Annotated in this window: 24 protein-coding genes; 5 read left to right on the top strand and 19 right to left on the bottom strand. The window is 66.4% G+C overall.

Translation table 11 applies throughout. The features are described from left to right. The first annotated feature begins 21 nt into the window (after positions 1-21). Entirely contained in the window at positions 22-3,447 is a 3,426-nt protein-coding gene (smc, locus tag ACQ5J0_RS10225; RefSeq protein WP_462567379.1) for a chromosome segregation protein SMC, read from the top strand. 3 nt (positions 3,448-3,450) lie between these two features. On the opposite strand, the gene ACQ5J0_RS10220 is transcribed toward smc, so the two are convergent. The 5 genes from ACQ5J0_RS10220 to rpmF all read right to left on the bottom strand — a co-directional run bounded on the left by ACQ5J0_RS10220 (position 3,451) and on the right by rpmF (position 6,460). Beyond that, positions 3,451-3,813 (bottom strand): MerR family transcriptional regulator, encoded by a 363-nt coding sequence (locus ACQ5J0_RS10220; RefSeq protein WP_462567378.1) that lies wholly within the window; start codon positions 3,811-3,813, stop codon positions 3,451-3,453. A 4-nt stretch (positions 3,814-3,817) separates the two neighbouring features. Further along, positions 3,818-4,114 (bottom strand): integration host factor subunit alpha, encoded by a 297-nt coding sequence (locus tag ACQ5J0_RS10215; protein ID WP_462567377.1) that lies wholly within the window; start codon positions 4,112-4,114, stop codon positions 3,818-3,820. 117 nt (positions 4,115-4,231) lie between these two features. Next, positions 4,232-5,197: a beta-ketoacyl-ACP synthase III gene (locus ACQ5J0_RS10210; RefSeq protein ID WP_462567375.1), complete on the bottom strand. Its 966-nt coding sequence runs from the start codon at positions 5,195-5,197 to the stop codon at positions 4,232-4,234. Beyond that, a complete protein-coding gene (gene plsX / locus ACQ5J0_RS10205) occupies positions 5,194-6,258 on the bottom strand; it encodes a phosphate acyltransferase PlsX (RefSeq protein ID WP_462567374.1) in 1,065 nt (354 codons plus the stop codon). Before plsX ends, ACQ5J0_RS10210 begins: the two co-directional genes overlap by 4 nt. A 22-nt stretch (positions 6,259-6,280) precedes the next feature. Beyond that, complete coding sequence (rpmF, locus tag ACQ5J0_RS10200; RefSeq protein WP_462567373.1) at positions 6,281-6,460, bottom strand: 50S ribosomal protein L32; 180 nt, start codon at positions 6,458-6,460, stop codon at positions 6,281-6,283. Positions 6,461-6,684: 224 nt separating this feature from the next. Between rpmF and ACQ5J0_RS10195 the strand changes: the two genes are divergently transcribed. After that, positions 6,685-7,092, top strand: a complete 408-nt coding sequence (locus tag ACQ5J0_RS10195; protein WP_462567372.1) for an MAPEG family protein — start codon at positions 6,685-6,687, stop codon at positions 7,090-7,092. A gap of 7 nt (positions 7,093-7,099) precedes the next feature. Here ACQ5J0_RS10195 and ACQ5J0_RS10190 read toward each other — a convergent pair whose 3' ends face one another. Then, complete coding sequence (locus tag ACQ5J0_RS10190; RefSeq protein ID WP_462567371.1) at positions 7,100-7,768, bottom strand: MBL fold metallo-hydrolase; 669 nt, start codon at positions 7,766-7,768, stop codon at positions 7,100-7,102. A gap of 117 nt (positions 7,769-7,885) precedes the next feature. On the opposite strand from ACQ5J0_RS10190, the gene ACQ5J0_RS10185 reads away from it, so the two are divergent. Continuing rightward, positions 7,886-8,509: a TIGR02466 family protein gene (locus ACQ5J0_RS10185; RefSeq protein ID WP_462567370.1), complete on the top strand. Its 624-nt coding sequence runs from the start codon at positions 7,886-7,888 to the stop codon at positions 8,507-8,509. Between the two features lie 91 nt (positions 8,510-8,600). Here ACQ5J0_RS10185 and ACQ5J0_RS10180 read toward each other — a convergent pair whose 3' ends face one another. Continuing rightward, positions 8,601-8,771 carry a hypothetical protein gene (locus ACQ5J0_RS10180; protein WP_462567369.1) on the bottom strand — a complete coding sequence of 57 codons (171 nt, stop codon included), beginning with the start codon at positions 8,769-8,771 and terminating at the stop codon, positions 8,601-8,603. A gap of 60 nt (positions 8,772-8,831) precedes the next feature. After that, positions 8,832-9,482, bottom strand: coding sequence for a S24 family peptidase (locus ACQ5J0_RS10175; protein ID WP_462567368.1), 651 nt, complete (start codon positions 9,480-9,482; stop codon positions 8,832-8,834). Positions 9,483-9,615: 133 nt separating this feature from the next. On the opposite strand from ACQ5J0_RS10175, the gene ACQ5J0_RS10170 reads away from it, so the two are divergent. Beyond that, entirely contained in the window at positions 9,616-9,813 is a 198-nt protein-coding gene (locus tag ACQ5J0_RS10170; RefSeq protein WP_305929979.1) for a hypothetical protein, read from the top strand. After that, positions 9,803-10,171 (top strand): hypothetical protein, encoded by a 369-nt coding sequence (locus tag ACQ5J0_RS10165; RefSeq protein ID WP_462567367.1) that lies wholly within the window; start codon positions 9,803-9,805, stop codon positions 10,169-10,171. Before ACQ5J0_RS10170 ends, ACQ5J0_RS10165 begins: the two co-directional genes overlap by 11 nt. A 146-nt stretch (positions 10,172-10,317) precedes the next feature. Here ACQ5J0_RS10165 and ACQ5J0_RS10160 read toward each other — a convergent pair whose 3' ends face one another. The 11 genes from ACQ5J0_RS10160 to ACQ5J0_RS10110 form a co-directional block, all read right to left on the bottom strand. Next, positions 10,318-11,751 carry an aldehyde dehydrogenase family protein gene (locus tag ACQ5J0_RS10160; RefSeq protein ID WP_462567366.1) on the bottom strand — a complete coding sequence of 478 codons (1,434 nt, stop codon included), beginning with the start codon at positions 11,749-11,751 and terminating at the stop codon, positions 10,318-10,320. Positions 11,752-11,884: 133 nt separating this feature from the next. Then, positions 11,885-12,823, bottom strand: a complete 939-nt coding sequence (locus ACQ5J0_RS10155; RefSeq protein WP_462567365.1) for a D-2-hydroxyacid dehydrogenase — start codon at positions 12,821-12,823, stop codon at positions 11,885-11,887. After that, the gene (locus ACQ5J0_RS10150) at positions 12,820-13,212 is read right to left on the bottom strand and encodes a type II toxin-antitoxin system HicB family antitoxin (protein WP_462567364.1); all 393 of its coding nucleotides are present in this window, start codon (positions 13,210-13,212) and stop codon (positions 12,820-12,822) included. The genes ACQ5J0_RS10155 and ACQ5J0_RS10150 overlap by 4 nt, the downstream gene beginning before the upstream one ends. Before the next feature lie 5 nt (positions 13,213-13,217). Further along, a complete protein-coding gene (locus tag ACQ5J0_RS10145) occupies positions 13,218-13,406 on the bottom strand; it encodes a type II toxin-antitoxin system HicA family toxin (protein WP_462567363.1) in 189 nt (62 codons plus the stop codon). A gap of 44 nt (positions 13,407-13,450) precedes the next feature. Continuing rightward, the gene (gene cysS, locus ACQ5J0_RS10140) at positions 13,451-14,911 is read right to left on the bottom strand and encodes a cysteine--tRNA ligase (RefSeq protein ID WP_462567362.1); all 1,461 of its coding nucleotides are present in this window, start codon (positions 14,909-14,911) and stop codon (positions 13,451-13,453) included. Between the two features lie 160 nt (positions 14,912-15,071). Further along, positions 15,072-15,746, bottom strand: a complete 675-nt coding sequence (locus tag ACQ5J0_RS10135) for a nitroreductase (protein WP_462567361.1) — start codon at positions 15,744-15,746, stop codon at positions 15,072-15,074. Further along, complete coding sequence (locus ACQ5J0_RS10130; RefSeq protein WP_462567360.1) at positions 15,743-16,042, bottom strand: type II toxin-antitoxin system RelE/ParE family toxin; 300 nt, start codon at positions 16,040-16,042, stop codon at positions 15,743-15,745. Before ACQ5J0_RS10130 ends, ACQ5J0_RS10135 begins: the two co-directional genes overlap by 4 nt. After that, positions 16,039-16,326 (bottom strand): ribbon-helix-helix domain-containing protein, encoded by a 288-nt coding sequence (locus ACQ5J0_RS10125; RefSeq protein ID WP_462567359.1) that lies wholly within the window; start codon positions 16,324-16,326, stop codon positions 16,039-16,041. Before ACQ5J0_RS10125 ends, ACQ5J0_RS10130 begins: the two co-directional genes overlap by 4 nt. Before the next feature lie 98 nt (positions 16,327-16,424). Continuing rightward, on the bottom strand, positions 16,425-18,248 hold the full coding sequence (gene cobT, locus ACQ5J0_RS10120; protein WP_462567358.1) for a cobaltochelatase subunit CobT: 1,824 nt from the start codon (positions 18,246-18,248) through the stop codon (positions 16,425-16,427). A 22-nt stretch (positions 18,249-18,270) separates the two neighbouring features. Then, positions 18,271-18,924 (bottom strand): fructose-6-phosphate aldolase, encoded by a 654-nt coding sequence (fsa, locus tag ACQ5J0_RS10115; RefSeq protein ID WP_462567357.1) that lies wholly within the window; start codon positions 18,922-18,924, stop codon positions 18,271-18,273. 83 nt (positions 18,925-19,007) lie between these two features. Continuing rightward, positions 19,008-19,727, bottom strand: coding sequence for a DUF4197 domain-containing protein (locus ACQ5J0_RS10110; RefSeq protein WP_462567356.1), 720 nt, complete (start codon positions 19,725-19,727; stop codon positions 19,008-19,010). Positions 19,728-19,787: the final 60 nt, after the last annotated feature.

Genomic DNA, 19,787 nt, shown 5'->3' with positions numbered 1-19,787 from the left:
GCTCGGGGTAGCGGATCGGCGATGCTCCTCAGCAAGCTCAAGCTCAGCGGCTTCAAGAGCTTCGTCGAACCGGCAGAACTGCGCATCGAACCCGGGCTGACCGGCGTCGTCGGCCCCAACGGCTGCGGCAAGTCCAATCTGCTCGAGGCGATTCGCTGGGTGATGGGCGAGAATTCGCCCAAATCGATGCGCTCGGGCGGGATGGAGGATGTCATCTTCGCCGGCACGCAATCGCGCCCGCCGCGCGATTTCGCCGAAGTGGTGCTCAACGGCCAGACCGGCGACGGCGAAGAACTGCAGGTCATCCGCCGGATCGAACGCGGCGCCGGCTCGGCCTACCGCGTCAACGGGCAGGACGTGCGCGCCAAGGATGTCGCGCTGACTTTCGCCGATGCCGCCACCGGGGCGCATAGCCCTGCGCTGGTGAGCCAGGGCAAGATCGCGCAGGTGATCGCCGCCAAGCCCGCCGAACGCCGCCAGATGCTCGAGGAGGCGGCGGGGATCGCGGGCCTACACGTCCGCCGCCGCGACGCCGAGAGCAAGCTGCGCCAGACCGAGGCCAATCTCGCCCGGCTCGAGGATCTCGCCGCCGGGCTCGACAGCCAGATCGCCTCGCTGCGGCGCCAGGCCAAGCAGGCCGAGCGCTACACCGCGCTCTCGAACGAGATCCGCACCGCCGAGGCGCGGCTGGTCTTCGCCCGCTGGCGCGATGCCGCCGAGGCGGCTGAGGCCGCCAAGGCGGAAGCGGCGCAGGCCGATGCCCGGGTCGAGGAAGCTAAGAGCGCCACCGAGATCGCGCAAAAGGCGCAGCATGAAGCCGCTAAGGCGCTGTCCGTAGCGCGCGAGGAACTGACCGATCGGCGCGACGATGCCAGCGCGCATGGCCACCGGATGGCGGCGCTCACCGGCCAGCTCGAAGCGGCGGAGCAGCGGCTGCGCGACCTCGACCGGCAGAAGACCCGGCTGGAGGAAGATCGCGGCGATGCCGACCGGCTGACCCGCGATGCCGCAGGGGCGCTGGCAAAGCTCAAGACCGAACTCGAGGCGAACCGCAAGGCATTGGCGGAGGACGAGGAGCGGCGACCGGCGCTGGCTGCCCGGGCCGAGGAGGTCGAGCGCGCCGCCCGAGCCGCCGAACTCGCGCTCGCAAGGGCCACCGCGGAAAATGCCGGCACCGAGGCCGAATGGCGCGTGGTGGAGGCGGAAATCGCGCAGGCGCGCGCGCGGCTCGACCGGCTCGAGACAGATCGCCGCCGGCTGAGCGAACAGGGCGAAGCGCTGGAACGCGAGGATGCGGGCACCGATGTCGATGCAGCGCGCATGGCTGCAGGGGCCGCCACCGCCGATCGCGAAGCGCGCCAGCAGACGATCGCCGCGATGCAGGTGCGCAAGGGGGAATTGCAGCAGACGCGCGACGATGCGGCGAGTGCGCTATCCTCGGCGCGCGCAGAACTGTCGGGAATCGAACGCGAATTCTCCGCGCTCGACCGCGATCGCGAAGCCCGGGAGAAGGCGGCGCAGAAGCGCCAGGGCCGCAGGCAGGCGATCGACGGATTGCGTGCCGCCAAAGGCTATGAACGCGCACTCGCCGCGGTGCTCGGGCGCGACAGCAAGGCGCTGCTCGGCGATCCCGCCAGCAGCGAGGAAGGACGGTTCTGGACCGGGCGCGCTGCCCCCGCCCCGGTGGCCGACAGCCTCGCCGAACAGGTCGGGGACTGCCCCCCCGAACTCGCCGCAAGGCTGGCGCTTGTGCATGTCGCGGAGAGCGACGACGGCCGCGCGCTCGCGCCGGGAGAATGGCTGGTAACGACCTCCGGTTCGCTGCGCCGCTGGGACGGGTTCGTCGCGCGCGGCGAAGGGGCCGCCGAGGCCGCGCGGCTCGAGGCCGAGAACCGCCACGCCGAGCTGGCCGAAGCGCTACCGGCGCTGCGCTCCGCGGTCGAACAGGCCGACGCCGTGCAGCGGCAGGCGCAGGAGGAACTCGCCGCGCTGCAGCGCGATCTCGTCGCAGCCGAACGCGAGCTGGCTCAGGCCTCGGAAAACGAGCGCCAGAAATTGCGCGCGCTCGACCAGGCCGAAGCCGCGCGCGAACGCATGGCGGGTCGGCGCAGCGAGCTCGAACGCGCGCAGAGCGAGCTGGGCGAATTGCTCGGCGCGGCAAAAACGGAACTCGCAGCGGCGGAGGCAAAGCGCACCGCCCTTCCCGATCCGGCAAGCGGACGCGCAGCGCTCGACGCCGCGCGCGCGCGCAACGAGGCGGCGCGGTCGGGCGTACAGGCAGCGGCGGCCGAACTTGCCGCGCACGACCAGGCGCTGGCGGTGGCGCGCGAGCGGACCGCGGCGCAGCGTTCGGACATGGCCAATTGGGAAGCGCGCTCGAGCGAGGCGGCGCGGCGGATGGCGGATATGGCGCGGCGGCTCGAAGAGATCGACGAGGAGCGAGCGGTCGTGGCGGCCAAGCCCGAGGGGCTGATGCGCGAGATCGAACAGGGCGATGCGGTGCGCACGCGGCTGGCGGAGGGGCTGGCGCAGGCCGAGGCTGCACTCGCCCGGGCGCAGGAAACCGCGGCCCGCGCCGACCGCGACTTCGCGAGCGCAAGCGAGGCGTTGGCCGAGGCGCGCGAGAACCGCGCCGGGCTCGCGGCGCGCGCGGAGAGCCAGGATGCCCGAAGGATCGAGATGGCGCGGACCTCGGGCGAGCGCTTCCAGTGTCCGCCGCCGCATCTGCCCGGCGCCTTCGGGTTCGATGCGGCGGCGGTCGCCGAGGCGGAGGCCGAGAGCGAGGCGATGGACCGGCTCACCGCAAGCCGCGAGCGAATCGGTCCGGTCAATCTCGTGGCTGCCGACGAACTAGCTCGGGTCGAGGCCGAACACGGTGCCAGCACCGAGGAGCAGGCCGAACTCGCGGAGGCGGTCAGCCGGCTGCGCGGGTCGATCGGCAGTCTCAACCGCGAGGGACGCGAGCGGCTGCGCGATGCGTTCGAGCGGGTCGACACCCATTTCCGCCAGCTGTTCACGCAATTGTTCGAGGGCGGACAGGCCCATCTGGCGCTGATCGACAGCGACGACCCGCTCGACGCCGGGCTCGAGATCTACGCCCAGCCGCCGGGCAAGCGCCTCCAGTCGCTGACGCTGCTCTCGGGGGGCGAACAGGCGCTGACCGCGATCGCACTGATATTCGCGCTGTTCCTCACCAACCCCGCGCCGATCTGCGTGCTCGACGAAGTCGATGCGCCGCTCGACGACGCCAATATCGACCGCTTCTGCGACCTGCTCGACGCGATGGTGAAGGAAACCGCGACCCGCTATCTGATCGTTACGCACAATGCGGTGACGATGAGCCGGATGCACCGGTTGTTCGGCGTGACGATGGTGGAGAAAGGCGTGAGCCGGTTGGTGAGCGTGGATCTCGGCGCGGCGGAGGAATTGCTCGCCGCGGTGGAGTAGATTTTAGCCCGCGAGCGCGCGTTCGAGCCGGTCGCGAATGGCCCTGAGCTGGGGCAGGATTTCTTCGCCGTTGGCCCGCACCACGGGAGCCTGAGCCGCCCCCTGCGTATCGGGCGCGCCGATGATCGCCGCCCTGGCGCCTTTGAGCGTATAACCCTCGCGGTTCACCAGCCGGTCGATGCGTTCGACCAGCGCGACGTCCTCAGCGCGGTAATAGCGCCGCCCGCCGCTGCGCTTGAGCGGTTCGAGCATCGGGAACTGCTGCTCCCAATAGCGCAAGACATGCGGCTTGATGCCGAGCGCCTGCCCGACCTCGCCGATGGTGCGCAATGCGCCGCTGTCCTTGCCATCGTCGAAATCGGCCATTGCGCTATTCCTTTGCGATGCGGTCCTTGAGCAGCTGGCTGGCGCGGAACGTCAGCACCCGGCGCGGGGTGATCGGCACTTCGACCCCGGTCTTGGGATTGCGGCCGACCCGTTCCTTCTTGTCGCGCAGCACGAAGCTGCCGAAGCCGGAGATCTTCACATTCTCGCCATCGGCCAGTGCACCGCACATCTTCGCCAGAATCGATTCCACGATCCCGAGCGATTCAGCGCGCGACAAGCCCATCTTGCGATTGATCGTTTCCGCCAGATCGGCGCGAGTGAGCGTACCCACCGAACGCATATCGCATCCTCCTAAAGTCCAAGCGCGACCCGCACGAAACCCGCAGGCAGGACTAGCCCCTGCGGTGGAACCGCGCAACGGATAGTGCTGATTTCGCCGCGAAAAGCGAAGAAAACTTCACATGCGGACGAGCGAAGCGCCCCAGGTGAAGCCGCCGCCCATCGCTTCGAACATCACCAGATCGCCGGGCTTGATCCGGCCATCGCGCGTGGCAACGTCGAGCGCGAGCGGGACCGAGGCCGCCGAGGTGTTGGCGTGGCGGTCGACGGTGACCACCACACGCTCTGCGGGCAGGCCCAGCTTGCGCGCGGTGGCGTCGAGGATGCGCGCGTTGGCCTGATGCGGGACGACCCAGTCGACAGCATCGATTGTCATATCGACATCGGCGAGCACTTCGCCCAGCACTTCGGCGAGATTGACGACCGCGTGGCGGAAAACCTCGCGCCCCTTCATCCGCAGCTTGCCGACCGTGCCGGTGCTCGAGGGGCCGCCATCGACATGAAGCAGGTCGCAATGCTCGCCGTCGGCGTGGAGCCGGGTGGCGAGGATGCCGGGTCCGTCTTCCGCGACGTCCTGCGCTTCGAGCACCACCGCCCCCGCGCCGTCGCCGAACAGCACGCAGGTGGTGCGGTCCTCCCAGTCGAGGATGCGGCTGAAGGTTTCGGCGCCGATCACCAGCGCCTTCGTGGCCATGCCGGTGCGCAGCAGCGAATCGGCAGTCGCCATCGCATAAAGAAACCCCGAGCAGACCGCCTGGACGTCGAAGGCGATCCCGCCGCGGCAGCCAAGCGCCTGCTGGACCTGCGTCGCAGTGGCGGGAAAAGTATAGTCGGGGGTCGCGGTGGCGAGGACGATCAGGCCGATCTCGCTCGCGTCGACGCCGGCGGCTTCGAGCGCGTTGCGCGCCGCCTCGATGGCGAGGGTCGAGGTCGTTTCACCCTCGCCCGCAATATAGCGCTGGCGAATGCCAGTGCGCTCGACGATCCAGTCGTCGCTGGTGTCGACGCGTTCGGCCAATTGGGCGTTGGTGACGCAATTCCTGGGCAGGGCCGAGCCCGTCCCCTGCAGGACCGAACGGATCATGTCGCCGCGGGTCCGGCCGCTACGCCGCTGCCTCTGCCCGCGAGATCGCCGACCTTGGCGAGATCATGAGCGATGCGGTTGGTTATATCGTCCTCGAGGAGCCGGGCGGCGACTTCGACCGCATTGGCGACGCCCTTGGCATTGGCGCTGCCGTGGCTTTTCACCACCACGCCGTTGAGGCCGAGGAAAACCGCGCCATTGTGATTGTTGGGGTCGAGATGATGGCGCAGCAATTCGGTTGCCGGACGCGAGACGAGGAAGCCGACCTTCGAACGGATCGAGGAGGCGAAAGCCTGTTTCAGCAGATCGGTAACGAAGCGCGCCGCTCCTTCGATGGCCTTGAGCGCGATATTGCCGGAGAACCCGTCGCAGACCACCACGTCGCATTCGCCGCGGTTGATCTTGTCGGCTTCGACGAAGCCTTCGAAATCCATCGCCAGTCCGGTGGCCGCCCGCAAGCGATTGGCAGCCTCCTGGATGTCCTCGGTGCCCTTGGTCTCCTCGGTGCCGATGTTGAGCAGGCGCACGCGGGGCCGCTCGCGGCCGCTGACGATCCGCGAATAGGCGGCGCCCATGATCGCGAATTGTACGAGATTGCGCGCGTCGCCCTCGCTGTTCGCACCCAGATCGAGCATGATGACATCGTCGTCGGTGAGTGTGGGCAACAAGGCCGCGAGCGCTGGCCGATCGAGCCCGGGCATCGTCCGCAGGGCGAGCTTGCTCATCGCCATCAGGGCGCCGGTGTTGCCCCCGCTGACCGCGGCTCCGGCAAGCCCCTGCTTCACCGCATTGACCGCGAGGCCCATGCTGGTGGTCTTGGCACGGCGCAAGGCCTTGCTGGGCTTTTCATCGCCGCCGACCACATCCTCGCAATGGAGGATCTCGGACGCACCGCTCATGCCGGGATGGTTGTCGAGCGCGGCCTTGATCTGCTTCTCGTCGCCCACGAGGAGGAACTGAAAGCGGTCGTGGCGTCGCCGGGCGAGCGCCGCGCCCTCAACCATCACGCGCACGCCTTCATCGCCGCCCATCGCATCGACGGCGATACGCGGAAGATTCATGACGTGCTCCGGTTGGTTACGGTCAGAGACCGACGGCGACGATCTCGCGACCGTTGTAATGTCCGCAATGGGTGCAGAGATTGTGCGGACGCTTCAGTTCGCCGCAGTTCGAGCACTCGTGATGAGCTTCGACTTTCAGCGAATCATGCGAACGGCGGTTGCCGCGGCGATGGGGTGATACTTTTCTTTTGGGGACGGCCATGGCGGCACCTGTTCCTCAATAAATCTAGATGGTTGGCGGCCGCCCTAGAGGACGGTCCGGCAACGCACAAGTGTGCGTCAGACAGAAAATCCAACCTGTGACGGTGAAGAAGGGCGCTATAACGACATTCGACGCGGTTGCAAGCGGTTGATAGCGCCACTCCAAGGATTGTTCATCGGTGGAGATAGGCTAACGCAAAGTTGGACTACAGGGGGCCAAACGAGATGGACGGTACGACGATTTTCCTCCCGGTGACGCTGGCCGCTGCTGCGGCAGCGGCGCTGATCAATCTGTGGCTGGCGATCCGGGTCGGGCAGCTGCGTGGCCAGACCAAGCTCGTCCACGGCGACGATGCCGGCGGGCCGCTGACCCGGCGAATGCGCGCGCAGCTCAATTTCGTCGAGAACACCGGTTTCGTGCTGGTGCTGATCGCCGCGATCGAGCTGGCGGGAAAAGGGGGCCAGTGGCTCGCACTCGTGGCCGGGGCCTATATGCTCGCGCGGGTGGCGCATGGCATCGGGATGGACGGCGAAACCCCCACCCTGCCCCGCAAGATCGGAACGGTGGTCACTCTGCTCACCCTGCTTGGGCTCGCGATCGCCGCCACGCTGGTGGCGCTGCGGGTGATCTGACCCGCGCTTACGCCAGCGCGTAGTCGCTGACGAAGGCGTTGGTCTTGCGCTCCTGACCGAAGGTGCTGGTCGGACCGTGACCGGGGATGAAGGTGACGTCCTCGCCCAGCGGCCACAGCTTGCCGGTGATCGCGTCGATCAGGTCCTGGTGATTGCCCATCGGGAAATCGGTCCGCCCGATGCTGCCCTGGAACAACACGTCCCCGACCACCGCGAATTTGCTCGGCCGGTGGAAGAACACGACATGGCCGGGCGTGTGGCCGGGGCAATGGAAGACCTCGAGCACCAGCTCGCCCACGGTCACCGTATCGCCATCGACCAGCCAGCGGTCGGGCTCGAACACCTGGCCGTTGACGCCGTATTTCCTGCCGTCCTCGTCGAGGCGGCTGATCCAGAAGCGGTCGGCCTCGTGCGGTCCCTCGATCGGCAGGCCGAGCTCCTTGGCGAGTATCCCCGCCTCGCCGCAATGGTCGATGTGACCATGGGTGATGAGGATTTTCTCGAGCTCGACCCCGCTCTGCTTCACCGCCGCCTTGAGCTTGTCGAGATCGCCGCCGGGATCGATCAGCGCGCCCCGGTTGGTGGCGGTGCACCAGATCAGCGAACAGTTCTGCTGCAGCGGAGTGACCGGGACGATGCCCGCTTTCATGGGTGGAGTGGGAGCGGTCTGGGTCATGGGAATAGAATGGCGGCGGGGCCGGGGGATTGCAAGGAAACGCATGACCGAGCGGGCCGATTTGCAACGCCTCGCTTATTGTGCATTGTGGTCTTCTCACCGGGGGGAGACAAGACGATGGCTGCTTGCGAATACACCGTGAAACCACTGTTCGCCGAACCGTACTTTATCACGAGTATCGCCGACGCCATTTCGCCCGAGCAGATCAAGTTCATCAAGGGGCTGAAAATGCTCGAAAATCAGGTGAACATGATCTCCGAGGAACTCTACATCTTCGACCAGCCCGAGCTTCGCAGTATCGCGGATGCTGTGCAGGCGTCGCTCGATACTTATGCCAGCGAAATCATGGGAATCTCGCAGGAGCTCTATGTCACCCAGTCCTGGGCGCTCGCCAATCCGCCCGGTGTGGGAATGCACGGGCACGCGCATTCCAACTCGATCGTCTCGGGATCGCTCTATTACAGCGACCTACCCGAGCCGGTCTCCAACATGATCTTCGATCGGCATCGAATGTACCAGCAGCTGGCGCTGTCGCCCGAGGAGGGCAAGGCGAACATCTACAACACGACGAAGAATATCGTGCAGCCCAAGAAGGGATCTCTGGTCCTGTTCTCTTCGAGCCTGCTGCACTTCGTCGAACCGAACCAATCGAGCGAGACCCGCCATTCGATCGCGTTCAACACCTTCCTCCGAGGCAAGATCGGCAGCTTCCGGGATGTCTCGGAACTGATCCTGCCCTAGCTGCGAGAGGCTGAAGGCTCGGTCTGCAGCGTTATCCCGTTTACTCCGCGGCGTCGCGGAACTTGGCCGACGGGCAAACCGGGGAGACGAATCAATGGTGCTTTTCGTCCCGGATTTCCTCAATGTCGCGTTCGCGCTGACCATCCATGGGATGTCGATTCTTGGGCTTCCGCATGAATCGAAGGAACAGGACCAAAGCAATCACAAAAGCGGCGATCAATGTGCCGAAAGCGAGCCACGTCAACAAATTGTCCGTTCCCATGATCGGCCTTTCTGTTCCTGCTCCGATTTCAACAATCGGGGAGACCCCTGGTTCCGCAGTTCAGACCCGTCCCCCCTTCCACACCACCCGGCCGATAATCTCGAGCTCCCCGCGCGCCAGCTCGATGGGCGGATAGGCCTCGGTGGCGCTGACCAGCTTGATACGGTCGGGAGCGCTGGCCTGGACCTGTTTCACATGGAGCGCGTCGCCGATGCGGACGACGTGGATGCCCTCGCCGGCGCGCTTGTTGCGGTCGACAAATATCTCGTCGCCGCTGCGCAGCACCGGCTCCATCGAATCGCCCTCGACCCGGATCGCCGAGAGATCGGCGCCTTCCAGCCCCATTTCGCGCAACCAGCGGCGCGAGAAGCGGAAGCTGTCGAGGGAAATTTCCTCCGACCCCACCGCGCCCGGCCCCGCCGAGGCGTCGAGCGGGAGCCGCGGAACGGCGAGGAATTCCTCCGCTGCCGCCCGGAGCACTATCCTCGCGGGAGCGCCCAACTCGGCTTCGGAAACCCCGAAGAATTCGGCCAGCCGCTGGCGGTCGCGCTCCTCGAGTCGGCGGGGCGAACCCTTGCGAACATACTGCTGGAGGTAGCTCGGGTTGCGGCCGAGCATGGCGGAGAGCGAAGCGAGGCTGGAACGGCTGGCCTGCGCCAGTTCGAGCAGGCGGGCGCGTTCGGGTGCGGCGTCGTCATGAATTTCGACCAACAGCTGTTCCTCGGCACTTTGTCGAACCCGACATCGACATTTCCTATACCATAGGATTTTTCCTAGACAAGTTGGATTTCGGCTGGAACAAATGGCGAACGAAGACCGCGAATCGCCAAGCCGAGGGAGTGCCATGCTGATCCGATCCGTCGAAAAATTCCTCCGCGAGCAGGAGATGCCCGCCACCAAATTCGGTCGCCTCGCGGCGAGCGATCCGCGCTTCGTGCTCGATCTGAGGATGGGACGCGAGCCGCGCGGCTTCATGGCGGCGCGGGTGTTGTCCTTCATGGACGGCTATCGCGCCGGACGGGAGGCCGCGCATGTCGAGTGACGGCCCTCCCCTCCATCCGCCCCGAACCGGGCTGCGAACTGCGCGGCGAACCACCACCGACCGACTGCGCGAAGCGCTGCTGGCGCTTGCAGAGCAGCGCGGCGAGGTGCTGGTTCACCGCGAAAAGGCCTGGGCCAGCATCACCTTCGCGGGAACGCGCCACACCCTCTCGCTGCGCTTCACCGGGAGCGAGGCGGTGGCGGCGGGCGAACGCTTCGTCGCCGCGCTCCCCGAGCATGAATTCGCCATCCCCCGCCAGCTGGTCGCCGATGCGACGGTGAGCGAGGTCGAGCATCGGTTGCTGCCCGATCCGCTGCTGGTGGTGGGGTGCGAAATGCTGCTGCTGGAGGAGGCCTAGGACCGTGTCAGATGTATCGACACCCTGCCTCCAGCCCCAATAGCTTCGTCACCCCGGCCCCCGAGCCGGGGTCCCGCTTCCTTCCGACGCCGTGCTGGAGACAGCCCGGCCCCGGATCAAGTCCGGGGCGACGGTGATATGACCGCTCAGGTCCGCCGGATCACCAGGTTCCGAATCTCGGTCATATCCTCCATCGCGAAGCGCACCCCTTCGCGGCCCAGGCCCGAGTTCTTGACCCCGCCATAGGGCATGTTGTCGACGCGGAAGCTGGGGACCTCGTTGATGCAGATCCCGCCGCATTCGACCCGGTCCCAGGCGTCGAGCACCTTGAACAGATCGCGGGTGAAGATCCCCGCCTGCAAGCCGAATTCGCTGCGGTTGACCTCTTTGAGCGCGGCATCGAAATCGTCGAACTTCATCAGCACGGCGACCGGCCCGAAGGCTTCCTCGTTGACGATCTTCGCGGCTCTATCGACATCCTCGAGCAGGGTCGCCTCGATCATCTGGCCGTCGCGCCCGCCGCCGCACAGCAGTGTGGCGCCGTTTGCCACGGCCTCGTCGATCCAGCCCTTCAGGCGCTCGGCCTCGCCCTCGTCGATCATCGGGCCGATGAAGGTGTCGCGCTGCTTGGGATCGCCGACCACCAGCGATTGGGCGCGTTCGACCAGCATGTCGCGGAACCGGTCGTAGACCGCGGAGTGGATGAGAATGCGCTGCACGCTGATGCAGCTCTGCCCCGACTGGTAATAGGTGCCCTTGATCACCCGTTCGAGCGCGTCGTCGAGATCGGCATCCTCGTCCACGATCACCGCGGCATTGCCGCCCAGTTCGAGCACGACCTTCTTCTTGCCCGCGCGCGCCTTCAGCGCCCAGCCGACCGTGTCGGAGCCGGTGAAGGAGAGCAGCTTGAGCCGTTCGTCGGTGGTGAACAGATCGGCGCCGTCGCGGCTGGCGGGCAGGATCGAGAAGGCGCCTTCGGGCAGATCGGTCTCGGCCAGCACCTCGCCGATGATCAGCGCGCCCAGCGGGGTCTTGCTGGCGGGCTTGAGCACGAAGGGGCACCCGACCGCGATCGCCGGGGCGATCTTGTGCGCCGCGAGGTTGAGCGGAAAGTTGAACGGGCTGATGAAGCTGCAGGGGCCGACCGGCACCCGCTTCCAGATCGACTGATAACCCGCAGCGCGGGGTGAAATGTCGAGCGGCATCACCTCGCCGCCTAGCCGCACCGATTCCTCGGCCGCGATCCGGAAGGTGTCGATCAGCCGGTCGACCTCGCCCTCGGCATCGCCGATCGGCTTGCCCGCCTCGACGCAGAGCGAATAGGCGAGCTCCTCGGCGCGCTCCTCGAACCGCGCCACGCAATGCTCGAGCACGGCCTTGCGCTCGTAACTCGCCAGCCGCGCCATCGGCTCGGTCGCCCGGACCGCGCCGGCTATCGCGGCATCGATGATCTCGGGGGTCGCCAGCGCGGTGCGGAACGCGATCTCGCCGGTAAACTTGTCGGTGACTTCGAGATCGGTGTTGGGCTGGGCAGGCTTGCTGTTGAGATAGAGCGGGTAGGTATCCTTGAGCTGGGGCACGGCATTGTCCTCGTCATCCCGGCCACCATGCCGGGAACCCGCTTACTTCTGACCCGCCGCGAGAAGAGAAGCGGGACCCCGGACCGGGTCCGGGGTGACGGAGGAAGAAAGTTCGAGCGGGGAGGTCGTTCCGTCAGTACCCCAGTTCGAGATCGAGCCGCGGTTCGACCGGATCGCCGCGTTTCCAGCGCTCCAGATTGGCGATGAAGCGATCCGCGCTGCGCTGGAACATCTTGGTCTGCGCGCGGCCCGAGAGATGCATGGTCACCTGCGCGTTTTCCAGCCCCCACAGCGGATGGTCTTCGGGCAGCGGCTCGGGATCGGTGACATCGAGCAGCGCGCCCTCGATCGATTTCGAACGCAGCGCCTCGATCAGCGCGGATTGGTCGACCACATCGCCGCGCGCGATATTAACCAGCACCGCGCTGGATTTCATCGCCGCCAGTTCTTCCGCGCCGATCATGTGGCGGGTCTCGGGAGTGGAAGGAACCGCCAGCACCACCCAGTCGAACTCGCCCAGCTTCGCGCGCCATTCACCCGGCTTGAGCGCACCATCCGCGCCCGAGCGGCGCACCGGCACGACCTCCATGTCGAAGGCTTCCAGACGGGTCTTCACCAGCGCGCCGATCGCACCCATCCCCAGCAACAGCACCCGCTCGCCCGCAAGCTCGCGCTTGCCGGGGCTGTCGAGCAGCCATTCGTGCCGGTCCATCGCGCGCACCACCTCGGCATAGCCCTTGGCATGCGCGAGCATCAGCAGAACGACATACTCCGCGATCGTCAGCGCATTGATGCCCGCGCCATTGGTTACCACCGTGCCGCGCTGCGCCAGTAGATCGAGCGGCAGGAAATCGAGCCCGGCGTAGATCGAGTTGAGCCATTTGAGGTTCGTGGCAGCGGTGACGACCTCCGCCATCGGGCCGTGCTGCGCGAAATCGAACCAGCCGATCTCGGCGCGGGGCGCGAGTTCCAGCGCCTCTTCCTTGGACATGAACCAGTGCGGCTCCACCCAGTCGGGCAGGCGCGGCTCGACCAGCGGGCGGATCATGGCGGAAAGGACGGCGGTGGTCATCGGCGCATCTCGATCTCGTTGCGCGCCGCGTCGGCCAGGAACGCGCTACGGGTCAGGCTGCGCTCGGCCGCCGCGCGGTCGATGGCATCGAGCATCCCCTTGTCGAGCGAGATATTGGCACGAACCTGGCGACCGGTGCGCTTGATATAGGGCACGGCGACGATGAAAGCGCCTGCCGCAATATCTTCCGCCGCATCTGCGCGGATCTGGTCGAGTCGCTGCGGCGTCTTCACCTCCGCGTCCTCGAACCACAGTTCCAACGCCTCGCAGGCATTGGGGAGGACATCCTCGATCTCGTCGGCCGCCGAAAAGCACCCGGGGAGATCGGGAAAGCGCACTCCGAAGGCGCTGTCATCGTCCTTGTCGACGATCGCATAGAAATATTGCATATCGGTCACTCCCAACCTGCCATCAGAGCGATGTTGCGCGCGGTGCCGAGCGGCAAATCACGCTTGGGATGGGGAACGATCACCGTCCTGTCGCCCTTGCGAAACTTATGGTGCGAGCCCTTGACCGCAACCAGTTCGAAACCATCCGCTAGCAGGCGCTTGACGATCTTCTTGCTGCTGCGCTCCGTGCGCACTTATATACACACAGATGTGGTGAAGTCAAGCAGGCGGGTTCCTCTCAAAGCTTCCATTCCCAGCCGAGCGAATCGCCGTCCATCACCTCGACGCCCTTCGCGGCGAGTTCGTCGCGGATTGCGTCGGAGGCGGAGAAATCCTTGTTCGCCCGCGCCTGCTGGCGGCGGGCGATCAGCGCATCGATGCCGGCCTCGTCGATTTCGGCCGCGACCGGGTTCAGCCGCAGGTCCTCGCGCGTCAGCTCGAGCAGCCCCAGCCCAAGCAATTGGTCGGCGATCCGCACCCCCTGGATGCGCTTGGCGGCGGGAGTCTTCTTGGCAGCCAGCAGCGTCTCGAGCTGGGTCAGCACCACCGCGGTGTTGAGGTCGCCGCAGATCGCCTCGTCGAACATCGCCCGCTCCTGCGCGCTCAGCGGGAAGCTGCCCTCGGGCTGCTTGCTGGCGGCGAGCTCGGCCTTGAGCTTGTCCACCTGCATCACCAGCCGCTTGAGCCGGGTGAGCGCCGCGCCCAGCCCTTCCCAGCTGAATTCCAGCTCGCTGCGGTAATGCGCCTGGAGGCACATCATCCGGTAGGCGAGCGGGTGATAGCCGCGGTCGATGAGCAATTGCAGCCGCAGGAACTCGCCCGAAGACTTGCTCATCTTGCCGCTGCGCTCAATCAGGAAGTTGTTGTGCATCCAGATCTTCGCACCCGAATGCGCGGCCTCGTCAAGCCCGCCGCAGCCGCAGAAGGCCTGGTTCTGCGCGATCTCGTTGGGGTGGTGGATCTCGCGGTGGTCGATCCCCCCGGTGTGGATGTCGAAGGGGAGGCCCAGCAGCTTCTCGGCCATCACCGAGCATTCCAGATGCCAGCCGGGTGCGCCGCGGCCCCAGGGCGATTCCCATTCCATCTGGCGGGTCTCGCCGGCCGGAGTCTTGCGCCAGATCGCGAAATCGGCGGCGTTGCGCTTGCCTGCGACGGTGTCGATCCGGCCCTCACCACCATCCTCGGTGACGGCGCGCGCGAGGCGGCCGTAATCGGCGACGGTCGAGACGTCGAAATAGAGCCCGGAGTCGAGTTCATAGCAATGCTTGTCGGCGATGCCCTTGGCGAACTCGATCATCGGCTCGATGTAATCGGTCGCCACCGACCATTGCGCGGGCTGGCGGATGTTGAGCGCGCGGACATCGGATTTGAACGCTTGCGTATAATGCCGCGCGATGTCCCAGATCGACTTGTCCGATTTGGCTGCGGCCTGTTCCAGCTTGTCCTCGCCCGCGTCGCCATCATCGGTGAGATGGCCGACATCGGTGATGTTGATGATGTGAGTGAGCTTGTAGCCCCGCCACTCAAGCGCACGGCCGAGCGTATCGGCGAAGACATAGGCGCGCATATTGCCGATATGCGGGTAATTGTAGACCGTCGGCCCGCAGCTGTAGACCCGCGCCTCGCCTTCATGGACGGGGACGAAGGGCTCGAGCGCGCGGGTGAGCGAGTTGAACAGCGTGAGTGTGGGTGCGGTCATGGGGGGCCTTTGGCGGTGGCGGGCGCGAAGGTCAATTTTCCTCGTCATTGCGAGGAGCCGCAGGCGGAGTCGAAGACGGCCCGCAGGGCCACCCGGCAATCCATGGCGCCGGTCCATGGATTGCTTCGCTATGCTCGCAATGACGAACGAGCGTTGAGCCTCAGCCCCACCCCTCCCAGCGCGTGGTCTCTTCCAGCGGCGCGCGCTGGACATCGAAGCGGTTCACCGGGGCTTCGGGGTCGCGATAGCCGATCGCCATGCCGCAGAAGAAGGTGTGATCCGCAGGGATCTCCACCATCTCGCGCACTTGCGGCGAATAGGCGGCCCAGGCTTCCTGCGCGCAGCTATCGAGCCCGGCCTCGCGCAGCAGCAGCATCAGTGTCTGCAGCCACATGCCGATATCCGACCATTGCGGCGGACCCATGTATTGGGGCGTGTGGACCAGCATCAGCACCGGCGCCCCGAAAGCGCGGAAGTTCTGCGCGAACCACGCCAGCCTTTTGGCCTTGTCCTCGCGCACGATGCCGAGCGCGGCATACATGTCCTCGCCCACCCCGAAGCGGCGCTGCTCGTAGGCGCCGCCCAGGTCCTTAGGATAAATGTCGTATTCGGGCTGGAGCGCCGCGCGGCCCTTGGGAAACTCCAGCGCCACCCGGTCGAACAGCGCCTGCATCGGCGCGCCGGTGAGCACCACCGCGTTCCAAGGCTGGACATTGCCTCCCGAAGGCGAACGCTGCGCCTGCTCGAGAATGCCCGTCAGCAAGTCGCGGTCGACCGCTTGGTCGGTAAAGGCGCGTACCGAGCGGCGCGTCTGGACGGCTTGGGTAACGTTCATTGCGGTTTGCTATCGAGCAGGTCCGCGACATTGCGCCGCCCACTCGCCACTCGGAGAATCGTTACGCGATCATCCGCATTCTCGAAGAGCGCAAGATACCGGCCGAAGCTTGCCGCGCGGACCGCACCGCCCCATTCCTCCCGCAGCCTGTACCTGCGAGGATTTTCGGGGATCTGCTCGATGAATGCACGGAGTTCGGCCAGAAACGACCTCGCTCGCGGAGGATTGTCTTCGGCAATATACTCACCGATTTCGACGATATCGGTCCGGGCTTGCTCGGTATATTCGAGCTTCACTCTCCTTGCTCTACAGACTTTCGACGCGCCACACGATCGATCGTGTCGAGAGCCTCGGCGAAGACTTCATCGGACGAGAAACGCGGACCCGATCTTGCCCGATCGAGAATCGCACGCATGCGGGCGTTCTCGGCTTCGCGGTGATCGTAGTCCTCGCCCCAACCGCGCAAGGCTTCACGCACGACCTCGCTGGTGGTGGCGTATTCGCCGCGCTCGACGGCAGCCCGGAGACGGGCGACCATCTCTTCGGGCATAGTGACGGTGATGCGTTCTAGCTTACCCATACGCCTACATTATCATACGATGTATGACTCGAGCAACGCATGATAGGATATTGCGCCAGAGGCAGGTTCAACGATTGAGCCAATGACTAAGCGGCCGCCTATTCTTCCTCGAACAGCCCAGCGAGCTGTTCGATGATCGTTCCGCCGAGCTGTTCGACATCCATGATCGTGACCGCGCGCTTGTAGTAGCGGGTGACGTCGTGGCCGATGCCGATCGCGACCAGCTGAACCGGCGACTGTTTCTCGATCCAGGCGATCACCTTGCGCAAATGGCTTTCGAGATAGCCCGCTTGGTTGACCGAGAGCGTGCTGTCGTCGACCGGCGCTCCGTCGGAGATGACCATCAGGATGCGGCGGTCTTCGGCGCGGCGGAGCAGGCGGTCGTGCGCCCACAGCAGCGCCTCGCCGTCGATGTTTTCCTTGAGCAGACCCTCGCGCATCATCAGCCCGAGATTGCGGCGCGCGCGGCGCCAGGGCTCGTCGGCCTGCTTGTAGATAATGTGGCGCAGATCGTTGAGCCGGCCCGGTTCCGCCGGACGGCCGTCGGCCAGCCAGGCCTCGCGGCTCTGCCCGCCCTTCCAGGCGCGGGTGGTGAAGCCGAGGATCTCGGTCTTGACCCCGCAGCGCTCGAGCGTGCGCGCCATGATGTCGGCGCTGATCGCCGCGATCGAGATCGGGCGGCCGCGCATCGAGCCCGAATTGTCGATCAGCAGCGTGACCACCGTATCCTTGAACTCGGTATCGCGCTCCATCTTGTAGGAGAGCGCGTGGCCGGGGCTGACGACCACGCGGGTGAGCCGCGCGGCGTCGAGCATGCCCTCTTCCTGGTCGAAATCCCAGCTGCGGTTCTGCTGCGCCATCAGCCGCCGCTGCAGCCGGTTGGCAAGGCGGGTGACGATGCCCTGCAGCCCGGCGAGCTGGCTGTCGAGATAGGTCCGCAGCCGTTCGAGTTCCTCGCGGTCGCAGAGCTCGCTCGCCTCGATCACCTCGTCGAAGGCCTCGGTGTAGGGGCGGTAGTTGAAATCGAGCGGATCGTCGGTCCAGGGGCGGTTGGGGCGGACCGGCTGCATGCCTTCCTCGCCCTCGTCCGAGGGGTCGCCCTCGCCCATCTCCTGCTCGCCCTCGGTGTCTTCCTCGGCCTCGCCATCGGCATCGCCCTCGGCGGTCTCGCCCGCCATTTCGGTCGCCTGCGGCTCGGCGTCGCCCTCGTCCTGCTCGTCGGCGCCGTCCTCGTCCTCGGGGGTCTCGCCATCCTCCTCGTCGCCGTCCTCGCCGCCTTCGTCTGGGGCGTCCTGCGGCAGGGTGAGATCGAGATGGCGCAGCATGTCGAGCGCGAGCCGCTGGAACGAGGCCTGATCGTCGAGACTGTCGGCCAGCGCCGCCATGTCGCCGCCCGCCTTGGCCTCGATATGCTCGCGGACCATGTCGACGCCCTTGCGCGCGCGCTCGGGGATCGCCTCGCCGGTCAGCGCCTCGCGCAGCATCAGCGACAGCGCGGTGGGCAGCGGCACATCCTCGGCACTGTCGGCGCGAACGATCGGATCGGAAGCGGTGCGCAGTTCGACCGCCGCGTCGAGATTGGCGCGGATGCCATTGTACTGCGTGGTGCCCAGCGCCTCGTAGCGGACCTGCTCGACCGCGTCGTAGCAGGCGCGTGCAATCGGCTCGGGCGGCGCGGATTTCTCGTGGACGCGCTCGTTGTGGTGGCGCAGCTTGAGCGCGAAACTGTCGGCGAAACCGCGCGCCTCGCGCGCCTGGTCGGCGGGCAGATTGCGACCCGGCAGCGGCACGCGGAAATTCTTGCCCGAGGATGACGGGCTGTCCGCGCTCCAGGCGACCTCCACCTCGTCCTCGCGCGCCAGCGCCCGCGCGGTGCCGGTCAGCGCCTGCTTGAATCGGTCGAGGGGGGTCTGGTCGGTCATCGCGTACTCGGGTTCGGCTGCATCATCCGATGGTCTGGCCGGTGGTCTTCCAGTCGGCGAGGAAGCCCTCGATGCCCTTGTCGGTCAGGACATGCTGCGCCAGCGACATGATCACCTTGGGCGGCATGGTGGCGACGTCGGCGCCGATCAACGCGCTTTCGAGCACATGGGTGGCGTGGCGCACGCTGGCGACCAGGATTTCGGTGTCGAAGGCGTAATTGTCGTAGATCGTGCGGATGTCGCGGATCAGCTCCATCCCGTTGGCGCCATTGTCGTCGTGCCGTCCGACGAAGGGCGAGACGAAGGTGGCCCCCGCCTTGGCCGCGAGCAGCGCCTGATTGGCGGAGAAGCACAGCGTCACATTGACCATGGTGCCATCCTCGGTGAGCTTGAGGCAGGTCTTGAGCCCGTCGATCGTCAGCGGCACCTTGATGCAGACATTGTCCGCGATCTTGCGCAGGATCTCGGCCTCTTTCATCATCGTCGCGTGATCGAGTGCGACCACCTCGGCGCTGACCGGGCCGTCGACGATGGCGCAGATCTGCCTGGTGACCTCGAGAAAATCCTGCCCCGATTTGGCGATCAGCGAGGGGTTGGTGGTCACCCCGTCGAGCAGGCCGGTTTCGGCGAGTTCCTTGATCGCGTCGATCTCTGCGGTGTCGGCGAAGAATTTCATGGCTAAGCGCTCCGGGGGTTTGCGAGTCACGGCCAGCCTTAGCGACCGACAGGCGCAGGGGCTAGTGGGCGGCCAGTGACGGGCTAGAGCGCCGCGGCGGTGCCGAAGACGCCGATGATCAGCGGATCTCGCGTGGCGCGCGGATCGGCGCGGATGGCAGCTTCCTCGCGCGCGATCTCGCCCCAGATGATGTCGTCCACTCCGGTCGCGACCCGGCCGGCGAGCGCGCCGACATCGACTCCGGAAAGCCCCGCGATCAGCTCGCCGACGAGCGGATCCTGCGCGACGCGCATCGCGGTCCCGAGCTCGGGGACCATTGCCTCGACCAGCCTCCCGCCCATCTGCCCGCGCAGATAGCCCGTCGCCGCAGTCGGCCCGCCGCGGACCAGATCGACCGCGTTCTGGAATCCGATAACCCGCACCGCATCGGTCACCAGCGGCGCCGCACGCTGCGCCCCGCGATAGGCGACATCGGCAAAGGCGCTCTCGATCCGGTTCTTGAACAGCGCCGAGGTGAGAATCCGGCTCAGCACATCGCCTCTAGTGCCGAGCAGATTGCCCAGCCCGAGCTGCGCGACCTGGCTATCCCAATAGCCATTGCCCTGCAGCATCCGCGCGAAGGCGCGCTCGCTGGAGAGGAACAGCATCCGCTCGACCGCATCGACGAGGCTGTAGCCGCCCATGTTCTGGCAGGCGGGCAGCGCCAGCAGCGCGGTGCCGGCGGCGAGCCCGCCGAAGGTCCGGGTCATGAAGGCGCGGCGGCCGAGGAAAGCGGCGTTCGGGGCGACGAGAATATCGGTCATATCGTGCATCCTCTTGTAGCGTGCCCTTGTCGTGGGCGCGGGCTGCCGCCCATATGCGGC

It is taken from the genome of Qipengyuania sp. SM2512, assembly GCF_054954005.1.
This window is presented reverse-complemented; position numbering and strand designations above follow the sequence as displayed.